Below are 21,986 nucleotides of genomic sequence, written 5' to 3'. Positions count from 1 at the left end.
ACCAAATTCTGTTTATAAAGAAGTGTGGACATTTTCTATTTCGACAAGTATCATTATTTGAGAATTAACAAACTGAATAATTATACATATTAGGAGGCGTCAGATTTGAAGAAGTTTTCACTATCTACATGGTTATTATTCTTAGTACCTTCAATTATCGGAATATTCTTATTCATGATTCCATTCAAATATGATGGTGAATGGAAGATTCCAGTTGCCATTTTAGCGAACTTGGTTGCAGGTAAAGTTGAATCGATTATGCCTTGGACAGTAACTATCGTCATGATTCTTGCGGCACTTGGCTCGATTCTTTATTTATTTAAAAAAGATGCAAATCCAGAAGATCAAACATTCTTTGAAAAGCTATTTCAAGTGAATTGGTTCTGGACAATTGTTCGAATCATTGGCGCGGTCTTTGCGGTCATGGTTGTCGCAAATATTGGTCCTGAAATGGTTCGAAGTGAAGATACTGGTGGTTTATTATTATCACCTACTGGATTACTATCATTCTTATTTACAATCTTCTTGTTCGCTGGATTACTTTTACCACTGTTATTAAACTTTGGGTTACTTGAATTCTTCGGTACGATGATGGTTAAAATCATGCGTCCCCTTTTCAAATTACCAGGTCGTTCTTCAATCGATGCATTAGCTTCATGGATTGGAGACGGAACAATTGGGGTTTTATTAACAAGCAAGCAGTATGAAGAAGGCTTTTATACAAAAAAAGAAGCAGCGATTATCGGAACAACCTTCTCCGTTGTGTCGATCACATTCTCAATCGTTGTTATTGAAGAAGTTGGTTTAGGAAGTTACTTCCTTCCGTTCTACGCTACTGTTGTGTTTGCGGGGATTGTATTAGCATTTATTATGCCACGTATCTTCCCATTGTCTCGTAAGCCTGATGAATATATCGATGGTCGTCCATACGACGAGACTGAAGAAGCACTTCCTGAAGGTTACAATGTGGTATCTCATGGTTTAGAAAATGCTTTAACGAAGGCAAATAAAAACCGTTCAATTGTTGAATTCGTAAAAGATGGTCTTAAAAATGTTTTAGACATGTGGATGGGTGTTGCACCTGTCGTTATGGCATTTGGTACAATTGCGCTTATCCTTGCTACTTACACAGATGTATTCGTGTGGTTAGGAAAACCGTTTGAGCCATTATTAATGGTACTCGGAATTCCTGAAGCAGCTGAAGCAGCTCAAACGATTGTTGTTGGGTTTGCCGATATGTTCCTTCCAGCCATTTTAGGTAGCGAAATGATTGAATCAGAATTGACTCGATTCGTTATTGCAGCTGTATCGGTTACACAATTAATTTACATGTCTGAAGTCGGTGGATTGCTATTAGGATCTAAAATCCCCGTTAATTTCTTTGACTTAGTGATTATTTTTATCCTACGTACAGTTATCGCATTACCAATTATCGCTGGTGTTGCTCATTTATTGTTTTAATTATTGTTTCATCCACAAGTTAAAAGAGGGTGTCTAAGAGTCATGTAAGTTGACTCTTGGAACACCCTCTTTCTCTATCTAAAATGTAATGGTCGATTTTCATTGCTGCGGACGCTTTCCGCGGGCAAGACTTCAGCCGCTTCCCTCGCGAAGCTCAGTCCAGGGTCTTCAGTTCTTGCTGATTCCGCTGGAGTCGCCGCCTCCATTACAATCGACAAAAGCATGTAAAGATCAATAATCTTAACAAAAACTTTCTAGACGACTACTTTATAATTTCTCCACCTGTTAATATTTACTGCTTAATAAAAAAACAAAGCATGCTCCATCAAGGTGCATGCTTTGCTTAGTAATACTTACTTTATTTTTGCTGCTAATTTTTCTAGCATATCTTTCGTCATTTCATCTAAGTCATATTGCGCTTTAAATCCCCATTCAGCTTTTGCAGCACTTGCATCAATGGAATCTGGCCAGCTATTGGCAATCGTTTGGCGAATTGGGTCCACTTCATAATTCATTTCAAAATTAGGTATATGTTTGCGAATCGATGCCGCAATTTGTTCAGGCTCGAAGCTCATCGCGGTTACGTTGAAGGCATTTCGATGCTCAAGCTTGCTAGCATCCGCTTCCATTAAATCGACTATCGCTTGAAGAGCATCCGGCATGTACATCATATCCATGTATGTACCTTTTTCAATATATGACGTATATTTACCTTCATCTAACGCTTTGTAGTAAATATCCACTGCGTAATCCGTCGTTCCTCCACCTGGTGGTGTTACGTAGGAAATCAATCCAGGGAATCGAACGCCACGTGTATCCACTCCAAATTTTTGGAAGTAGTAATCACATAGTAATTCTCCAGCTACTTTATTAACGCCGTACATCGTTGTTGGACGTTGCAAAGTATCTTGAGGTGTATTATCTTTTGGCGTAGAAGGACCAAATGCACCGATTGAGCTTGGAGTAAAGAATTGAAGACCAAGTTCACGAGATGTTTCTAACGCATTAACAAGCCCCCCCATATTCAGGTTCCAAGCTAGCAAAGGCTTCGCTTCAGCTGTAGCAGATAACAATGCAGCCATATGCATCATCGTATCCGCACCGAAATCCTTCGCAAGTTTTCGCATATTTTCTAAATCCATTACATCCAATAATTCAAAAGGTCCGTCATTTACGACAGGAGAATCTGTCTTACGAATATCAGTAGCCAATACATTTTCAGTACCATAAATGTCACGTAGTTTAACGATTAGCTCCGAACCAATTTGTCCTAAAGCCCCAGTTATCATAATTCTCTTCAAATGAAATCTCTCCTTGTGAATAAAACATTTGTGTTTTTACAGAGTACATATTATTCCAATAAAACGTTGATATAAAAGCTTTTAACCACCACTCATTATAAAGTGTTCATTGTAAATACACAACGATTTATCTGATTCATTAATTTTCAAAATAACTCGATTCTTTTCTATTGCTGGTTTGCTATACTTAAAATTAAAAAGGGCGTTACATTAAATGAACATTTACAGAACCAGTGTCACTTTCGTATTAACTTTCATTTTAGCTACTTTATTGTTTTCGCTTCAATTCCCACTACCGGTGATCATACTGACAGTCTTCATTTTTTTCTTGGGATTCAATTTACTCCCTACCTTATATACAATTTATCGCTCAAACAATCTAAAAAGCATTGAGAAGTTTATCCAAGCAAATAAAAAGAAACCAATTTTTGCTTACCCATTGGCATTGGCTCATGGCAATGAAGTCGAAATCGAAGAAAGTTTACGTGCCATAATCGAAAAGCACAAACAGCCTTACATGCAAAATGTATATAAAACTCTTTTAGCATTGCATCTAAAAAATATAGATGCCGCAGATACGTATGCACAACGGATCGATTCTGAACCCTTAAAATCCTATTACGCTGCTCTGATTGCTGCTAAACAAGGAAATTTCGAAGAAGCCGCACGACACGAAGAAAATGTAGGCGTCGAATGGATGATTCATGCATTACATGCCTTATATGCAAAGGAAAAAGGACAACAAGAATTATTTGAAAAAGAAGCACAACAGGCAATTACCCATTCACGTGGGATCCAAAAGTTTATTGTCGTCCATTCTGTTGGGCGCATCTGATTATATAAGTGTCAGCTACAACGATTCATCCTATTCATTTTAAGAAGCGATTAGCTGATTATGGCTAATCGCTTTTTTTGTTCGGTGTGAGAACAATTACAACTGAGATGGCGATAATTCTAATTGAGATCGCTGTTTTTCTAACTGAGATTGCCATTCTTCTAACCAAGAACCCAATATTTCTAACTGAGCGTCTGCACACCAACAGAAACACCCGCGGAGCGGGGCCATTCAAAACCTTAATATGGACTGCCCGCTGTGCTTGGCAGTCGTTGTTTGTTGGGAGCAGCTACGTTCACTGAGCCACCTTGAATAACAATTACAACTAAGATGGCGATAATTCGAACTGAGTTCGCTGTTTTTCTAACTGAGATTGCCATTCTTCTAACCAAGATGCCAATATTTCTAACTGAGGCTTCTCACGTAACCTCAAACATACAAAAAAGCATCAAGGAGTCACCGTTTAGAGACTCCCTAATGCTTTTGGAAATGGTTTTATTGAATTACGCCTAGTTCTTTTCCTACTTTTTCGTAAATCGCGATGGCTTCGTCTAACATTTCTTTCGTGTGAACGGCAGTTGGCATATTACGAACACGGCCTGTCCCTTTTTGAACCGTCGGGAAGACGATGGCTTTCGCATAAACACCTTCTTCAAATAATCGTTTCGAGAATTGTTGAGTTAATTTTTCGTCACCAATGATACATGGTGTAATTGGTGTTTCAGAAGCCCCAATATCGAAACCTAACTTTTTAAGTCCTGCTTTTAGATAATCTCCATTATCCCAAAGTTTGTCGTGAAGCTCAGTTGAATCAATAATCATCTGAAGAGCTGCTGTAATCGCTGCTACATCACCTGGTGGGACTGCTGTAGAGAATAAAAATGGACGCGAGCGAACTTTTAACCAATCGATTAACGATTGTTTACCAGCTACGTAACCGCCGACTACTCCAACAGCTTTTGAAAGTGTACCCATTTGGAAGTCGATATCTTTTTCTAAACCGAAGTGTTTAACGGTTCCCTTACCTTTACCAGTAACACCTGAACCATGAGCATCATCAACATAAGTAATTAAATCAAACTCTTTTGCAATTTCAACGATTTCAGGAAGTTTTGCAATATCCCCATCCATTGAAAATACTCCGTCAGTGATGACCATGACTTTATTGTACAGACCAGATTCTTGCGCTTCTTTTGCTTTCGCTCGTAAATCTTCCATGTCGGAATGTTTGAACGCAATAATTTTAGCTTTCGATAGACGACAGCCGTCAATGATTGAAGCGTGGTTTAATTGATCCGAAAGAATCGCATCGTTTTTATCCATAACTGCAGAAATAGCTGCCATATTACAGTTGAAACCAGATTGGTACGAAATAGCCGCTTCAGTTCCTTTAAACTCTGCTAACTTTTCTTCTAATTTCACATGTAAGTCAAGTGTTCCATTAATTGAGCGTACTGCACCTGCACCTACGCCATATTTATCAATAGCTTCTTTCGCTATGCGTTTTAAGTCTTCGTTTGTTGCAAGGCCCAAGTAATTGTTTGAGGATAAATTGATTAACTCTTTTCCTCGAATTTGAATTTTCGCTCCGTTAGGACCTTCTACTGGATCCACTTCGTTATATAAACCTTGGTCACGCAGTTCTTGTAAGTTTTCTTGTAAAAAAGCATCTAGTACGTTAGACAAAATCATCTTCCTTTCGATTGTCGTGATACATAGTATATTAACATACGACGAATCTATACGCACAAAAGAGCGAGCTCGAAATGAGCCCGCTCTTAGTCAATAACAATCAATCAACTATTTTTTCTTTTTATTGTTTGATTTTAAAACTACTTCATACGTGTAATCTTGTGCTGTATTTTGACCAGGTTCTGCTGCATATGAAGTAATCATTTTCACATTACCTTGTGTTAAGAAGTTACGTACTTGTAACGCTTCTTTATCCGTTACATTGAATGGATCAATATGCATTACTTTTTGTTGACCGTTAGCACGTGTTTGAATTAACGTCACTGTGAAATCAACGTACTCACCTTTAAGTTGACCTAATGATTGGAACTCATCTGTCGATGAACCATCAGAAGAGAAATCTCCAAGGTTAATATCTTTAATAAACCAACCAGTATCATTGTAGCCCCAGTCCGTTAAGTTACGGAATGATACTAAAACGTCTTGACCGGCATAAGCTGATAAGTCGAATGACTCTGTAGACCAATCTAATTTATGTCCAGTAAATCCAGGTAAATTCTCTTTGATCGTAGGATGTCCTTCTTCAACAACATCTGAACGTGTATTTTCATTAGCTAGAGAAGTCCATGTTTCGCCATTATCAGTAGAAACTTGAACCGTAGCGAAATCCCATTGCTCTTCAATATCATAGTAATGATCGAATGTTAAAGTAGGATTTTCAGTTGGAACTGTTGCACCAAAGATTAAAGCTTGATCCGCTTCATCACCATTATTTGCGTGCAGTACTTGCTCAGAAGCATCTAATGGATTAGCAACAGTTGCCCATTGCAACGGTAAGAAATCTACTCCATCAAATTTCAACGCACGTACATCTTTACCGAAATCTAATTCTTTAAAGTCGCCACCCCATGCAGGTACGCCCTCTTTTTCAAATGTTAATGCTTTCTCGAAATCAACCGTTTTCCCACGTTTGTCTCCAGCAGCATTAATCGGCATTTCACGAAGATCAATGCTATCAAACTTGTAATCACTGCTTACTTTGTCATCGTCTAAAGCAAGAGCAGTCATGAAGTTTTGGTATACATCTGTAAACGTTTTACCAGTGCCGAATGATTTTAAATGTTCGTCTACTGATGCCATACCTTGAGATGTACCGTCTACTGCTAGTTCACGAATAAAATCTTTGCCGAACTTGTCATACATATAAAGAGTGAACAAGTATACTTGCCCATAATCTGCAATCGTTTCTGGTCCAGTTTCCGCTAATCCATGCTCATCCCAGTTTACTAATGAATTTTCTGGATGATCCAAATAGAAGTTAATCGAGCCTTCTCCGTGTCCGTATCCACCTAAGAATTCAGAGAATGTAGACATTCCTTCATTTAACCAAGTTTCTTCAGAACCATCATTATCGGCTTGAATTAAATGTTGAAGTTCATGGATTGTTGTACCAAAGAATGTGCTTTCTAAGCGAGTCTCCCATGAATTTGTATCAATCGTTACAATATTACGGTCTGTATAGTTTTCAAGTGTTTGCCAGAAGAATCCAGCTACGAAGAATGGATAATCAGGATTGTTCCAACCTTCATCTTGAACATTATCTACTAGCATAATGATTTTGTCTGATCCTTCATAATAACCCTCCGGAAGACCTACCATTCCCGGTAAAGGTGATTTTGATCCATCTAATGCATCTGGTGTCCCAAAGAAATCAGTGGCAACAGGATAAATATTCGAATCAAATTCATCACGTAATTTATCAGCTTGTTCCTGTGTAACAATATCCGCTGGTTTTGGATTATCTGGACCGTATGCCAAATCCTTAGCAACCCAAATTTCAACGTTGTCTCCTACACTTCGTAAAGTAAATTCTTTAAAGCTTAAGTTACGGTCAAGGAATAATTTTGTACCTCCATCAAACGTAAACGGACTTTCTTCTGAAGCTTCCTCATCCGCAGCAGGTAATTCATCAGCTTGTGCTTTAATGATTTGGTCTGCTTGTTTTTGGAAGCTATCACTTGTTGATAAATCATTTAAATACTGATCGATATCAACACGATCTCCGTATTTGGCTGTATTAAAGTTTGAATATGGACTTGCTGCTTCTGCAGGAGCAGATGCGAAAGGTGCAAATAATGAAGCTGCAAGTGCACCAGTTGAAACAATAGAAAGAATTTTTTTCTTGTTCAATTTATTTTCCCCCTCCGATTTTAAAACAGTAAATCTTCGTCGGGTTCAAGCTTAACACTTTAGAATATTCTGAAAAATGCGGTAAATCTATCATTTTTATATGGTAATATTCTCTATCATTTGATATACAGAATCTTCTATTTCTCGCCATTTATAGTTATTTACACACATGTCCATAGTCTCTCTTATAGTCTCTTCGTCCGTTGAAAATACCTGTAAATACTCCGTTGCAACCCTTATTTCTTCCTGATAGCGCTCTTTTATTTGATTAACAAATATCTGCTCTTCTTCATTCAACTCACGGAACTTTCTAACATCGAATATTTCGTCACCCGAACGTTCAGGCTCGTATTCATGCGGACTTGTGCTATCAAAAAGGATGGTCTGAAGCTCTGGTAGATACACATAATCAATGCTGTTACAATCAAGACCACACCACCCTAACTGTGTATTTAGACCTACACTTTCTGCTTTTGCTGCAAACCGCTTCATCATGGTTGATTTACCACTACCTGGATAGCCTTTGATGAATATGCGTCTTTTTACCCCCTTAGTTAATGAGGCAAAATGATCTTTTGCTCCCTCAGGCGTGATTGTTCCCATTAAACGATGCGTTTTTAGAGCCTCTTTATTAAAATTAAACGACGAAAAGACGTTTTCAAATAGTTCCTCTGCTTGTTGATCGAATGCTTGCCAATCCATCCCTACAATATATGGCTGTTCCCATTCATCATGAATTTCCTTGGCTTTTGTCATAGTTTGCAACATTTTAGCTAGCCATTGCTCACTATGAATGGTCTTTTCTCTTAAAAACCCACCATGTTCTTTTAACTTAGCATCATCATAAGATTCATAAAATGAAATCACTTGATGGGTGCTGCCGTAATATTTGGGTTCAAATGATAAAGGATGTGCTGCTTGTATAAATAGCGTTCGGTTTCCTTTAACATATACAGCTTCTAAAACATCCGCATGTAAAGGATCATGAAACCACTCGATATCATAACCTCTTTTTAAATAATGAAAGCCTACTTGTCGAAATAGTTCAGACAACCGAAATGTAGGTGGAGATTTTATAAAATAAACTTTTCGAGCTTCTCCAATTAATTCATTATAAATGTGTTTGACGCCTTGACCGGTATAAGCCCGTCCAAATTGGTGTGTGATTGTTCCGTTCAATGTATCCACCCTTTCTAATATCAGATGTTTCTACTATATGAAAGAGGTGGCGAAAACATGTTCAGATTTTACATTACGCATATTATTGCTTTCTATCGTCAAATTTTCTACCGCTAGCTCCATACCCTTCCCTCGCTCACGATATATATAATCTACTGCACTTGCCATATTCCTCTCACTACAATCTATGATTTCATCCCACGAAAAAAAGCATGCACTGTGTGCACACTTTTCTATCTAAATTTCGATTTCCTTCGCGAATCGATACAACCAACTTTTTGCCATCGGTAACGTCATGTGGACAATTTGTCCGAGTGTAATAGCGATGATTACTGTTCCGAATCCTATTGGACCACCTAACATCCAACCAACAATCGCAACTACGATTTCAATTCCAGTACGTACTCTTTTTACAGTCCATCCGGTCTTTTCAACAATGAGGATCATGATACTATCACGTGGTCCTGCCCCCATATTGGGTGCTACATATATCCCTACACCTAATCCCATGATCAAAACACCTGCAACAAAAAAGATGGTTTGTCCAAAATAACTGGCCAAATCAGGTAGTAACCAATTAAAGAAATCGATAAACAATCCTATCAGAATCATATTGAGCCATGTTCCTATTTTAGGGAACCTCTTCGTACCTATCGCAGTTCCAATAACAATCACTAATCCCGAAATAATGGACCAACAGCCTATTGTTAAACCTACGTTTAAATAAAGTCCCACGTGCAAAACATCCCATGGGCCAATTCCTAAAAGTTGTCCTTTGATAGTTAATGAAATGCCAAATGCAAGAATGATTAGACCGGCTATGAAAAATAGCCACCTCCAATATATAACTTTCATGTGAACTGCCTTCTTTCTAGCTTATACTTACGATGAGTAAGTTGAAGTCTCTTCTGAGATCTTGTAGTGCTCTTCCATTATTTATCCGTAAAAAAAACCATCCATGTATGACATGAATGGCATTACTCATTTATCTATTATAACAAGTATTAAAGTTTTGGATAGGCTATTATAAAGAACGGGAAATTAATGCAAATTCCCCTTTTGTATTGGCAATTAAATCCGTCGGTTTCAACTGAATTTGCATACCAATTTTTCCGGCACTCACGATCATTTCATCTAAATTTTTTGCAGATTGATCGATGAAAGTAGGGAATAATTTTTTCATTCCTAGAGGAGAGCATCCGCCACGAATATAACCAGTCAATCCAAGTAAATCCTTCACCGGTATTAGTTCCACTTTCTTTTCCCCTGCACTCTTAGCAGCTGCTTTTAAATCTAATTCCTTATCTACTGGTATTAAGAATACATAAACCTTACCAGGTCCAGCCGAAGCTACTAATGTTTTGAAGACCATTTCAACAGGTTGTCCGATTTTATTTGCAACTGAAACGCCATCTATTTGACCATCTACTACGTTGTATTCATGCAACGAATACGGAACTGATTGTTGATCTAACAATCGGATAGCATTCGTTTTTGTTGTTTTATTAGCTTTCGCCAATCTTTATTCAACTCCTAAGCAATACGGTAAAAGCTTGGTTGCTGGATTTGGAATCCTTGTTGCTTCATTTGAACATGGAATGAGTATTTTGAAATCGCTTCTTCAAACAATCGAAGTTGTTTATGTTTTTGTTGTTCGACTAACGTATTTTGTGGTTCTTGAAAATCAATTTGCATCGATTTATTTGTTGCTTCATATTGAATTTCTGTTTGTCTTTGTGCTTCGAATTCTATTTGAGACTCTGCAATTTCATTTAACTCCACTTGCGCTTGAGCTTCTTGAATTCGAGTTGACGCACTTGCTGCTAAACGTAAATCTTCCACTGAAGGTTCCGAAGAAGCTAGAGCAGCGCGTTTCACATGCTCTAATAATTCTATTGTTTCTTCTGGAGTGGCACCCGAGATTGCTTGAATTGGCGCGTTACCAAAGGCTAGTGTATGTTTCGGTTGTTGTTCAATTTCTTGATACACACGAACAGCATCAGCTACTTCTTCTGTATCACCGTCTAATTCCATCTTCCCTAATAATAAATCTTCTAGTTCTGAAAATGTTGGTGTTTTAGACTGATAAAAATCCGAATGTTTTTTATAGGTATCACTAACTTCGCGGCGTAGATTCAACTTTTTTCTGTAATCATTTGCAACATCTCGATCTATAATGCTAGAGCCTATGGTTGCGCTTAAATTCATGCAATTCACCCCGTTTCCACTGTTATATTATGGGTTAGTATACCACCATTGTCAGACTTCTCAAACATTCTTAAGTCCTTAGTCAAAAAGTGATATACCAGAGTCTTTATACCTAATTAAGAAAAAATAAAAGTTAACTTTATTAATCATTCTTTTGCATTAATTTCTTTAAGGCTTCAGCCATCGCTGTATTTTCAGGCTCATCTTGTTGTTTTAAATACTTTTGGACGTCACGTTTATTTGCTTTTGCACCGCCAGAAGATTCACGACGTTTTTCAAAAGCTGAGAGCTTTTCGCGGTGTCCGCATTTACAAACAAATAGTTTTCCTTCGCCTTCGCCACGCATTTCGAGGCGTTTATGACAAACCGGGCATCGTGCATTTGTTTGAACAGCTACTTGTTTTTTATAGCCACAAGAACGATCTTGGCAAACAAGCATTTTTCCGCGTTTCCCATTCACTTCTAATAAGTTCTTCCCGCATTCTGGACACGTTTTGCCAGTAACATTATCATGTTTAAACTTTTGATCGCTTTGTTTAATTTGACCCACTACCGTTTTGGAAAATGTAATCATATCTTTCACGAACACATCTTTCTTTAATGTTCCTTTTGCAATTTTCGTCAATCGCTGTTCCCATTCACCAGTTAGTGAAGGTGATTTTAAGTCTTCAGGAACCAGTTGCAATAATTGTTTACCTTTTGAAGTGGTAAAGATATCTTTGCCTTTTTTCTCAATAACAAAAGAATTAAATAGCTTCTCAATGATATCAGCACGCGTTGCAACGGTTCCTAGCCCACCCGTTTCACCAATAGCTTGAATGATTTCTTTTGACTCGCCTGACATAAACGCAGTCGGATTTTCCATCGCCGCTAACAATGTTCCTTCATTGAATCGAGCAGGGGGTTTTGTATCACCCTGCGTCATGGTAATCGCACGAATCTCAATTGAATCACCTTTTTGAACAGGGGGTAAAGTGCTTTCAACTTCTTCTTCATCTTCCTGTTGATACACCCGCTTCCAACCTTCATCTCGCACGGTTTTACCCTTTGCCGTGAATTTTTCACCATTCACTTCTAATGTAATGACAGTTTGATCATAGCTAAATGGACCAAGAAAGACAGCTAAAAAGCGTTTTACGATTAAATCGTATAATTTGCGTTCTTTGTCCGATAAGTTTTGAAGAACAGGTGTCACTTCAGTTGGGATAATCGCGTGATGATCACTTACACGTGCATCATCTATTACTCCTTTTTGCGGAGCAATTTGAGGTAAACGCAATATGGAATTTACGACAGCACGGTATGGTTGGACTTCAACTGCTTTTATCCGCTCTTTTAGTGTCGACTTCATATCACTTGATAGATGTTTGGAATCTGTTCGCGGATATGTGACGACCTTATGACGTTCGTATAGTGCTTGCAATGTATTTAACGTTTCTTTTGCTGACCAACCAAATCTTCGGTGTCCTTCTTTTTGGAGTTCAGTTAAATCGAATAAAGGTGGTGCTGGTTGTTTTTTGGGGGTGGTTTGAATCCCAATTATTTTACCGTCATGTGTATTTGTCAGTTTTTGAAACACCTGATCTACTTGTTCTTTATTAAACACCTGCGTTTGGTTGTTTTGTCCGAACGCCCATGTATAGGTTGCTTCACCGGTTAGAGCTTGTAGCCCATAATAGGTTTTCGGTTTAAAGTCACGGATTTGATTCTCACGCTCAGCAATCATTGCAAGTGTTGGCGTTTGTACACGTCCAGTAGAAAGCTGTGCATTGTATTTAACGGTTAAAGCACGAGTGGCATTAATTCCTACAACCCAATCTGCTTCTGCTCGAGCAACTGCTGCATGATATAAGTGCTCATATGCTTTTCCATCTTTCAATTCTCTAAATCCTTTTTGAATCGCTTGGTCCGTTACAGAAGAAATCCATAATCGCTTCACTGGTTTATGACATTTAGCTTTCTCTAGAATCCAGCGTGCAACAAGTTCGCCTTCTCTCCCAGCATCAGTTGCGATAATAACCTCTTTTACATCCGCTCTTGAAAGTTGAGATTTCACAGCGTTATATTGTTTCATTGTTTGTTTGATTGGAACGAGTTTGAATGGTTGAGGAATGATTGGTAAATCCTCAAGTTTCCACTCTTTAAAGCTATTGTTGTATTGCTCAGGGTCTGCGTGTGTCACTAAATGACCTAGTGCCCAAGTTACAATATATTGATTTCCTTCTAAAAATCCATTTCCTTTTTTATGGCATCCGAGCACACGTGCAATATCTCTCGCTACGGAAGGTTTTTCTGCTAATACGACTGACTTTGACATACGGCCGCCCCTTTCTTATGTGTTTCATTATAACGGAAGTTCGATTGATTCTAAAATGTTCGCAAGAATCCGTTGAGACTGGCTCTTAAAATATAGAGGACGGAAAACCTTCCGTAAACTAATTCACTGTTATAAAACAAAAATCAGTCTATTCACCATGTGTGAATGACTGATTTTTAGGGTTGAATCTATATGCTCGGTCTAAAGGATTCCAATAGGACTGAAATTTACATTATCGACATTTCATGATTTTAACACGACAATTGTGCGATCATCGTGAATATCACCTAGGCGATTTTTTTCTACCTCAGTAATCAAATGTTTTGATATGGTATCTGCAGGTAACGTTAAGTCTATATTGCGAATCGCATTCATCAAGTCTTCGAATAAGTCATCTTCAAGTCTTCGACGATCTTCTATTAAGCCATCTGTATAAAGAACGACTATATCATCTTTTGAAAGTTGAATCGTCTTTGTCTCATACACGGCATCTTGAAAGAAGCCAATTGCTGCTCCCTTTGTTTCTAGGAAATCAAATTCATTTCGTTCTTTATTGTAAACAAGTGAAGGTTCATGACCTGCTGAGCAATATTGAAGAACGTGTGTGTCTTCATCATAAATCATCGTAAATAAAGTCATAAAGTGTTCAGACTTACTATATTTAGAAAACATTCGATTAATAAAGGCTACAAATTGATCAGGTTTTTCTTGATGTAAATTCACATGTTCAATTGCACCAATCATTAAGGATGTTTGGATAGCAGCCGGAATGCCTTTCCCACTAATATCGGCAATCGTCACCATCGTTTTGCTTCCTTGTTTTAAAATATTATAAAAATCACCATTTAATCGTTTGAAAGGGAAAGAAACAAAACCTACTTGCTCACCTGAGGAGATCTCGGAATTGAAATCCTTTTGAACAGCAGCAGCTGTTTCAATTTCAAAATCGGTAACTAACTTCTCTTTTGCTAAACGCTCATTTTCTATAGATTCACGTAAATCTCGTAATGTATAAAAATAGCCGATAATTTGTTTGTTTTCTATCAAAGGAAAGCGGTCAATTTCAACAGGGATTCCCTCACCAGTATAGGTTTGAATTTCTTCATATTTTTGGCCTTTTGTCGCTTTGCTTTCAAATTGATTCATCATTAATGTCTCATCTAAACTTGAAGGTATCCGTAATAACTCCCTAGCAGATAAATTGACATATTGAATGGCCCCTCTTGCGTCTGTTTCAATGATCCCGAGTTCAAGCATATTGAACATCATTCGGTTTCGGTCATGTAACCGAGTAATATTGAGAAACGGTGCCTTAACACTGACGATGAATAAGACGATGAAAAACATGGAATACCCAATTATTTTATATAAGTGTCCTGCCGTATGTAAATAAGTATCTAGCGACTTGTATTGAATGAAAAATACGGATGACAGTACAATTGAAGAAGCACCAATGATATAAAAGTAACGAATAAGAATATCATTTGATTTTTTGGCATTTCTAAGTAAGTGAAAAATAACCAGAAGATGGAGTAAAGCAGTAATAATTTCCAGTATGATTTTTGTTAATGTCGGAGCACCATTCACAATAAGCACCGGCAATTCCTTATAAAAAGAGAAGACAATACCTATTAATAATATGGAATATATGGTGGAAACCAAAAATGCTATATTTCGATCGAGACGCATAAACAACTTTGGCATGAAGACCACAACTGCCAAAATTGAACTCTCTGTTAGTCGAGCGAAGATCCACAGCCAAGTGGAAGTCATAGGAGTGCTTTCAATTACAAACAATGGCATACCTTGAAATGTCAAAGCATGAAAGGTATCCAAAATTCCAACGGAGAAGAAAGCAGCAGCAAGTATGATAGGGAAATGCATTTTTCCTTCTTTATATGTAATCCAGCTATGAATGGCAATGCTCATCGCAATGAAAATAGAAACTATTTCAATAACCAAATGTATACTGGTATGGCTCGGACTGATAGGGTTGTATAAGTCGGTAAAAAAAGTAGGGAAAATAAAGAAACTTGCGCAGACTACACTCAAAACCAAGATATACATAGTTAAACGAAAAGTTGTATTAGGGATAAAAGGATTCATAGGTTCTCCAATGATTAATAAATAGACTTTAAATTACATATTACATATTACAAAGAAGAATAGCTATAGCCTATCAATCCAGGGTAGAAAGGTTTTTCAAAAGAAAGATTTTAAGTTTCCCCTTATTGCTGTTAAAACACAAAACCACTTCATTCTTATGAACGAAGTGGTTTTTAAAACTGCCATTAAGGAAGATCAATGGTTTCTTTAGATAAGATTTTACCCATTTCTGCATAGTGAACGAAAACGCGCGCTAACTCACGTAATCGATCGTGCACATCTTCATCCACAATGACATTGCCTTCACCGAAATGACTCGTATGCGTGTACACGTAATTTGGTGTCACTAAGCATCTAAAATAATCTAATATTGGTTTCAATTGATTTTCAATGACCAAATGATGTTGATATGTTCCACCATTTGCGACAATCGATACGGGTTTGTATCTCATCGCACGCGGATGAAGCATGTCAAAGGCATTTTTCAAAACACCAGGAATCGACCCCTGGAATATTGGGGTTGCTAAAATATAACCATCCGCTTCCTCAATTTTATGGACAAGCTTTTGCATATCCGCATTATATTCCCCAAGCGGTCGGCCATCTACAAATTGGTGTTTATAATCCGCTAGTTTTAGCACTTCTAGTTCAAGCGCTCCATTCAATTCTTGGATATATACTTTCACTTGCTCGAGTATAGCTCCCGTTTTCGAACCAATGATTGTTCCATCAATAAGCAAAATTTTCATTTGGCATCCTCCTAGTCAAACGTCGTTCTTACTTCTATTGTATCAAAACGAACCACGTTGACCTATGCACGACGTGTTATTCAACCCAAGTTCATTCTTTTGACTGAGCCTGTTTAGAACGGTCTGCTTCAATACGCTCTTGTAATTTGACTAATTCTTTTGTCGGTCGCGTTAAGCTAATAACCGTATCACCAGGACCTGCTTGTAATTCATTATTGACTGAATAAAATTCAAGTGTTCCATTTTCTCTCATCAAATACAAAAGAAGCGTATCTTCTTCTCGTTCTTTTAAGTATTGTGTATACGTATATTGCTCAGTTATTGGGGTCTTACGAATAATTTGACCTCTTTCAATTCGGTCATTCAATTTATAAATGGTTTCGTTTGGATTAAATAAAATACTACCGCCAAGTGATTGATTAATATCACTTACATCCCCTTTGTGTAATGCGGTTTGGAATAAAGAATTGCGACCAAGTTCGGGAACAAAGTTTGAGCATACTAATGCGTTGTAAGAATCCACTTCTGTCGCCGCAATTAAAATTGGATATGGAGTTAAATCCACATTGTATTCGGTTTGCTCAGAAAGAATTTCCCCCATTTGCGAAGGAATACCAGCTTTTCTAGCTTCACTTAAATGGAAAAATGAATTATCCATGATGAGCACTTGATGATTTAGTTCTTTTAAAGATTTAGCTAGTTCAGTTGTAAAACGATTTCCACCAACGATTAATACACCTGGACTTTCCGAAGAAGCTAAATTTAATTTCTTCGCAAGCCATCCAATGGTGAAACCATGTGCTACAACTGTAGAGAAAACAAGTGCAAAAGTAAGTGCGGTTAATAATTCAGCATCTTCATAGCCTTTTTCCAATAAAACATTTGCAAAATACCCAGACACTGTAAGCGCAACGATTCCTCTAGGAGCAATCCATCCAATCAATGCCTTTTCTTTATTGGTGAGATCGGTTCCAATCGTTGAAAGCCAAATAGATAAAGGACGTACAACAAACAACATAGCTGCTACAAATGAAATAATTCTCCAATCAAATATACGGAGTAGAGTTTCTGGTTGCAGAGACGCTGTCAACATGACAAAAATACTCGATACTAATAAAACTGTAATGTTTTCTTTAAAATGTCTCATGTCTTGAATAGAGGCAATATGTAAATTTGCCATCGTCATCCCCATAGCGGTTACTGCGAGCAATCCCGTTTCGTGCATAATCTCATCCGATATGACAAACGTAAATAGCACGACAGCAAACACCATCGGCGACTTTAAGAACTCTGGGACATTTCCTTTTCCAAACATCCAACCTAATCCTTTACCTGCGAGTACCCCAAGTAAAGCAGCAAAAATGGAGGCGGCAAAGAACGTTAACAAGGCTTGAAGTGTGACATCTTTGTTTATAAATTGTATAAATTCAAATGCAAAAACAGCTAATAATGCACCAAAAGGATCGACAACGATACCTTCCCATTTTAAAATCGCCGCTGGTCTTGGCTTTAGCTTCGCTTGTCTAAGTAACGGTAAAATAACGGTAGGACCCGTTACAATGAATAATCCACCGATTACAAAGGAAACTGCAAGTGAAAGACCGGCTAAATAATGGGCTGCTAGCGAACCTGCAATCCAGGCAATAAATGCACCTAACGTAACGATTCTCAACAACGGTTTATTAAACCCTCTTACTTCACGAAAATCTAAATTTAAACTTCCTTCAAATAATATAATAGCAACTGCTAAGGAAATGATCGGACCGAATAACTCGCCGAAACTTGCCTCTGGATTTATCCATCCGAACACGGGTCCTACTAATAGACCCGCAATCGACATAAGAACAATCGCCGGCATTCTAGTTCGCCATGCGACCCACTGGGAAGCGATTCCTAAAAAGATGACAAACATTAAATCAAATAATAGCGAATCAAGCATGGAATCACTCCTCATTTTTTAATGGTTTATCCACTACTTCAGTAATTAAATCCTCTTCAACGAATACACCTTCACGTTTCTCCCAATTAAATAATTGTTCCCTTGGAATGGGTTTTTCTTCTTTTGGAAGTATCGCTTTAACTGCTGCAATTTCATCGGATTGATAAATGGACACCGGTTTATTATTGCCGAATATCGCCTTTTGCATCATAGCAAACGCTACTTGTTGAGATTCAATGGATCGGTATTTCTTCAAAGGACCGAAGAGCAGTGGATTAACGATTTGCATAAGACTTTCACCAATACGTTCCCCTAGTCTAAACTCTTTTCGGTCTCCCGTTAATAAAGAAGGTCTGAAAATCGATAATTTCTTTAATTTTAAATCAATCAGCTGTTTTTCCATCTCACCTTTAACTCGATTGTAGTAAACAGTTGAATTTGGATTTGCTCCCATCGCTGAAATAACTAAGAAATGGCTAACGCCTTTATTCTTAGCCATGCATGCTAATTGGACTGGGTAGGTTAAATCCACTTTTTCAAACGCTTCCTTTGAACCTGCTGTTTTAATGGTCGTTCCTAAACAACAGAAAAAGTCATGAGCAACCTCAAGATCGTTTTCTTCAATGGTATCAAAATCTTTAACGAGCACATCTAATTTCGGATGCTCATAGGATAATGCCTTTCTTGCGATGACATGAACTGCTATGTATGCTTCACTTTCACACAACCACTTCACTAAATGGCTACCTGTTAGCCCCGTTGCTCCAATTACAATAGCAGATCTTTTTTCCAACTCAGTCACCCTTTCAAGTCAAAACGAATGATTAAAGTTTACCATATGCCGAGACAATTTCTGAATATTTATTCATACATCCCTCGAGCTTCCCATACCTTAAGAAGTACATGAAAGGTGGGATTTTAATGGACAAACCGTTCCAACGAATAACAATTCTTTTTTATGTAGGTCACTCTGGCTACCCTTTAAGTCGATGTATTCAACTTGCCAAATTTTTAGCATCTCATCATATACTTTTCCTAGTGAATCAAAAACACACTTCGGTAGTCGAGTCTTTACGTCTCAAAGGGATTGAACCGTTGTTATTTAGTAAGCACTCCGATTTAGAATCACTATTAGAAGATGTTCAAGCAGATGTGTTGATTACAGATGGACTTGATACGGATCTTGAAGAAAGTAAAACGTTCAAAAAAGTGATTCCAACAACCATTCACTTTGATGATTTTGGCGAAGGTGGAAAAGAAGCTTCTCGCGTCATTCAAACCCTTTACCGTGAGGAACGCGAAGCATTGCCTTCTAATTACGTCACAGGTCATAGTGGTTTTATTGTCCCAGATGAATTGGAGCCTTACGCACAACTCGGTTTACGCCCTTCACAGGCATTACCGTTGCCACATATCGTTGTTGCCTTTACAGAAGAAGATGAAGACAATTTATCCTACCGAACACTTCGACATCTCCTGCATTTACAAATCCCATTAGCTGTTACTGTTTTACTTCATTCTAACTATCGCCATAAACGAGATGAATTAAAAATGATGGCACTCGGACGAAAACAGACCCGCATTATCGAAACGGATGATTTCTTGCAAAGTATAAGTGAGTGCGACATGGTTATTTGCGATGCACGCTATACACCTTACTACGTGGCGGTCATTGGAAAACCATGTATAGTCATTGCACAAAACGAAAAAGAAGGACTGCACGGTTTTCCTCGTGAACATAATGGATTTGTCCATCTTGGATTGGGACGAAAGTTAAAACAGTCTCATTTGCAACAAGCGGTGATGGAATTTATCCTTCATCATAATCGAAGTGGAAAAGCCGTCAAAAAGCAGCTTTCCTTAAAGTTAAGTAGCAATAATCAAAACATGTTGCGTTTAATTGAAAAAATCATTCAAGAAGGGTCTTCAGAGGTGACAAGAAACGCATAAATTGTGATACAATGTAGAAAAAAGGGGAGTTCCTCCTAAATGAATGCATCAGAAATTCAAGCACAAATCGCAGAACTTAAAATGGATTATATACGATTGCAAGGCGACATGGAAAAATTGGAGTCTACGGGACATCCGGCCATGCTTGAAAAAGCCGAGCAACGATTAGCAGATATGGAAGTACAACTCGCAGAACTAAACAACAAGCTCGCGGCGCTGTAACATGCCCGCGAGCTTTTTATTGGAGGAATGGAAACATGGCATTATTAACAGTAGATAATTTAGGACACACATTTGGTGATCGCACCCTTTTTAAAGACGTTTCTTTCCGCCTTGTTGAAGGGGAACACGTAGGTTTAGTTGGTGCCAACGGCGTTGGTAAATCAACATTAATGAGCATTATTACAGGAGAAATCATTCATGATTCAGGTCGAGTAGAATGGCTACCCGGAACGCATTATGGATATTTAGACCAACATACTCGCTTAGAACCAGGCCGCTCTATGCGCGATACATTACGTGATGCGTTCTTACCTCTTTATAAAAAAGAAGAAGAAATGAATGTTATCACAAGTAAAATGGGTGACGCCACACCTGAAGAATTAGAAGAATTGCTTGAACAAATGGCTGATATTCAAGATGCATTAGATGCAGGTGATTTCTATTCTCTTGATATGAAAGTAGAAGAAATTGCACGTGGTCTTGGTTTAGACGCTGTTGGATTAGATCGTGAAGTTTCCGCTCTTTCAGGAGGTCAACGTACGAAGGTTTTATTAGCAAAACTGCTTTTAGAAAAACCAAAAGTTATGTTACTCGATGAGCCTACTAACTATTTAGATGAAGAGCATATTAATTGGTTATCCAATTATTTAAAGAACTACCCACACGCTTTCCTATTGATTTCACATGATACGGAATTCATGAACGGAAATGTTGATGTTATCTTTCAGTTGGAATTCTCTAAGCTGTCACGTTACACAGCAACATACGAGAAGTTTTTAGAACTTGCTGAAATTAATAAACGCCAACATATCGATGCATATGAAAAGCAACAAGATTTTATTAAAAAACAAGAAGATTTCATTGCCAAAAACAAAGCACGTTACTCGACAACTGGTCGTGCTAAATCTCGTCAGAAACAATTGGATCGTATCGAACGAATTGACCGTCCAGAAACAGCTGCAAAACCTCAGTTTGGATTTAAAGAGACACGTAGTCCAAGTCGTTACGTAGTGGAAGCCGATCATTTAGTTATCGGCTATGATAAGCCTTTACTTCCTCCACTCTCGTTTTCAATTGAACGCGGCGAAAAAATCGCGCTAGTTGGAATGAACGGTGTGGGTAAATCGACCTTACTAAAAACCATTTTAGGTAAAGTCCCTGCTCTTGGTGGCAGCGTTATTCGTGGTGATTACTTAGTGACTTCTTACTTCGAGCAAGAAGTGAAAGCTGGGAATGAAACGCCGATCGAAGAAGTATGGAAAACGTATCCGAGTATGGAGCAAAGCGCAGTTCGTGCAGCACTTGCACGTACTGGCTTGAAAAACGATCATATTTCACGTCCAATGAGCAGCCTTAGTGGTGGAGAACAAGCGAAAGTGCGACTCTGCAAATTAATGATGGAAGAAAGCAACTGGTTACTATTTGATGAGCCAACTAACCATTTAGACATCCACGCTAAAGAAGAATTAAAACGTGCGATGACTGAATATAAAGGCACCATCGTCCTTGTTAGCCATGAACCCGACTTCTATGAAGGATTAGCAACAAAAGTATGGAACGTCGAAGAATGGTTCCAAACAGGCGAACAAAAAGAAATCGAGTAATGCGTAAAATGGATTGTCTCTATGATGAGGCAATCCTTTTTTGTTGTGGTGGTGTGATGTTGAAGGCGGTCATTCTCGATTTCGCTGGGGGTATTCAAGATTTGGTTGTGTCGATTCTCGATTTCGCTGGGTGCATTCTCGATTTCATGCCGGCTATGGGCTTAGTATAAAAAGTGTACACGTCAAAACGGAATTCCTTATAATAAGAAGACTAGGAAAAGGACGTGTTTAAT

18 protein-coding genes are annotated in these 21,986 nt (G+C 38.1%); 5 read left to right on the top strand and 13 right to left on the bottom strand.

The genetic code is table 11. From position 1 onward, the window contains the following. Positions 1–105: 105 nt before the first annotated feature. A complete protein-coding gene (locus ACHUE4_RS15670; protein ID WP_394191731.1) occupies positions 106–1,461 on the top strand; it encodes a YjiH family protein in 1,356 nt (451 codons plus the stop codon). Positions 1,462–1,814: 353 nt separating this feature from the next. Here the strand turns inward: ACHUE4_RS15670 and ACHUE4_RS15665 are convergent, their stop codons facing one another. Beyond that, positions 1,815–2,762, bottom strand: a complete 948-nt coding sequence (locus ACHUE4_RS15665; RefSeq protein WP_394191729.1) for an L-threonine 3-dehydrogenase — start codon at positions 2,760–2,762, stop codon at positions 1,815–1,817. 214 nt (positions 2,763–2,976) lie between these two features. Between ACHUE4_RS15665 and ACHUE4_RS15660 the strand changes: the two genes are divergently transcribed. Further along, positions 2,977–3,597, top strand: a complete 621-nt coding sequence (locus ACHUE4_RS15660) for a YfgM family protein (RefSeq protein ID WP_394191727.1) — start codon at positions 2,977–2,979, stop codon at positions 3,595–3,597. A gap of 239 nt (positions 3,598–3,836) precedes the next feature. On the opposite strand, the gene ACHUE4_RS15655 is transcribed toward ACHUE4_RS15660, so the two are convergent. The 12 genes from ACHUE4_RS15655 to ACHUE4_RS15600 form a co-directional block, all read right to left on the bottom strand. After that, positions 3,837–3,977, bottom strand: coding sequence for a hypothetical protein (locus ACHUE4_RS15655; protein WP_394191725.1), 141 nt, complete (start codon positions 3,975–3,977; stop codon positions 3,837–3,839). A 115-nt stretch (positions 3,978–4,092) separates the two neighbouring features. After that, a complete protein-coding gene (locus ACHUE4_RS15650) occupies positions 4,093–5,289 on the bottom strand; it encodes a glycine C-acetyltransferase (protein WP_394191723.1) in 1,197 nt (398 codons plus the stop codon). 108 nt (positions 5,290–5,397) lie between these two features. Next, a complete protein-coding gene (locus ACHUE4_RS15645; RefSeq protein ID WP_394191721.1) occupies positions 5,398–7,479 on the bottom strand; it encodes a peptidase M6 in 2,082 nt (693 codons plus the stop codon). A 96-nt stretch (positions 7,480–7,575) separates the two neighbouring features. Then, positions 7,576–8,658 (bottom strand): hypothetical protein, encoded by a 1,083-nt coding sequence (locus tag ACHUE4_RS15640; protein WP_394191719.1) that lies wholly within the window; start codon positions 8,656–8,658, stop codon positions 7,576–7,578. A gap of 237 nt (positions 8,659–8,895) precedes the next feature. After that, positions 8,896–9,513: a YczE/YyaS/YitT family protein gene (locus tag ACHUE4_RS15635; RefSeq protein ID WP_394191717.1), complete on the bottom strand. Its 618-nt coding sequence runs from the start codon at positions 9,511–9,513 to the stop codon at positions 8,896–8,898. A gap of 169 nt (positions 9,514–9,682) precedes the next feature. After that, a complete protein-coding gene (ybaK, locus tag ACHUE4_RS15630) occupies positions 9,683–10,177 on the bottom strand; it encodes a Cys-tRNA(Pro) deacylase (RefSeq protein WP_394191715.1) in 495 nt (164 codons plus the stop codon). 14 nt (positions 10,178–10,191) lie between these two features. After that, positions 10,192–10,866 (bottom strand): hypothetical protein, encoded by a 675-nt coding sequence (locus ACHUE4_RS15625; protein ID WP_394191713.1) that lies wholly within the window; start codon positions 10,864–10,866, stop codon positions 10,192–10,194. 142 nt (positions 10,867–11,008) lie between these two features. Then, positions 11,009–13,183 carry a DNA topoisomerase III gene (locus ACHUE4_RS15620; RefSeq protein WP_394191711.1) on the bottom strand — a complete coding sequence of 725 codons (2,175 nt, stop codon included), beginning with the start codon at positions 13,181–13,183 and terminating at the stop codon, positions 11,009–11,011. Between the two features lie 243 nt (positions 13,184–13,426). Further along, positions 13,427–15,250 carry a SpoIIE family protein phosphatase gene (locus ACHUE4_RS15615; RefSeq protein WP_394191794.1) on the bottom strand — a complete coding sequence of 608 codons (1,824 nt, stop codon included), beginning with the start codon at positions 15,248–15,250 and terminating at the stop codon, positions 13,427–13,429. A gap of 224 nt (positions 15,251–15,474) precedes the next feature. Then, complete coding sequence (locus ACHUE4_RS15610) at positions 15,475–16,038, bottom strand: NADPH-dependent FMN reductase (protein ID WP_394191709.1); 564 nt, start codon at positions 16,036–16,038, stop codon at positions 15,475–15,477. A 91-nt stretch (positions 16,039–16,129) separates the two neighbouring features. Beyond that, positions 16,130–17,977 carry a cation:proton antiporter gene (locus ACHUE4_RS15605; protein WP_394191707.1) on the bottom strand — a complete coding sequence of 616 codons (1,848 nt, stop codon included), beginning with the start codon at positions 17,975–17,977 and terminating at the stop codon, positions 16,130–16,132. A 4-nt stretch (positions 17,978–17,981) separates the two neighbouring features. Further along, complete coding sequence (locus ACHUE4_RS15600) at positions 17,982–18,770, bottom strand: oxidoreductase (RefSeq protein WP_394191705.1); 789 nt, start codon at positions 18,768–18,770, stop codon at positions 17,982–17,984. A gap of 128 nt (positions 18,771–18,898) precedes the next feature. On the opposite strand from ACHUE4_RS15600, the gene ACHUE4_RS15595 reads away from it, so the two are divergent. Genes ACHUE4_RS15595 through ACHUE4_RS15585 form a run of 3 tightly spaced genes read left to right on the top strand, consistent with a single transcriptional unit; the run spans position 18,899 to position 21,753 of the window. Continuing rightward, positions 18,899–19,927 (top strand): hypothetical protein, encoded by a 1,029-nt coding sequence (locus ACHUE4_RS15595; RefSeq protein WP_394191703.1) that lies wholly within the window; start codon positions 18,899–18,901, stop codon positions 19,925–19,927. A gap of 39 nt (positions 19,928–19,966) precedes the next feature. Beyond that, positions 19,967–20,149, top strand: coding sequence for an SE1832 family protein (locus ACHUE4_RS15590; protein WP_394191701.1), 183 nt, complete (start codon positions 19,967–19,969; stop codon positions 20,147–20,149). 35 nt (positions 20,150–20,184) lie between these two features. Then, entirely contained in the window at positions 20,185–21,753 is a 1,569-nt protein-coding gene (locus ACHUE4_RS15585; RefSeq protein ID WP_394191699.1) for an ABC-F family ATP-binding cassette domain-containing protein, read from the top strand. Positions 21,754–21,986: the final 233 nt, after the last annotated feature.

This window comes from Paenisporosarcina quisquiliarum (assembly GCF_043641925.1).
GTDB lineage: Bacteria > Bacillota > Bacilli > Bacillales_A > Planococcaceae > Paenisporosarcina > Paenisporosarcina quisquiliarum_A.
This window is presented reverse-complemented; position numbering and strand designations above follow the sequence as displayed.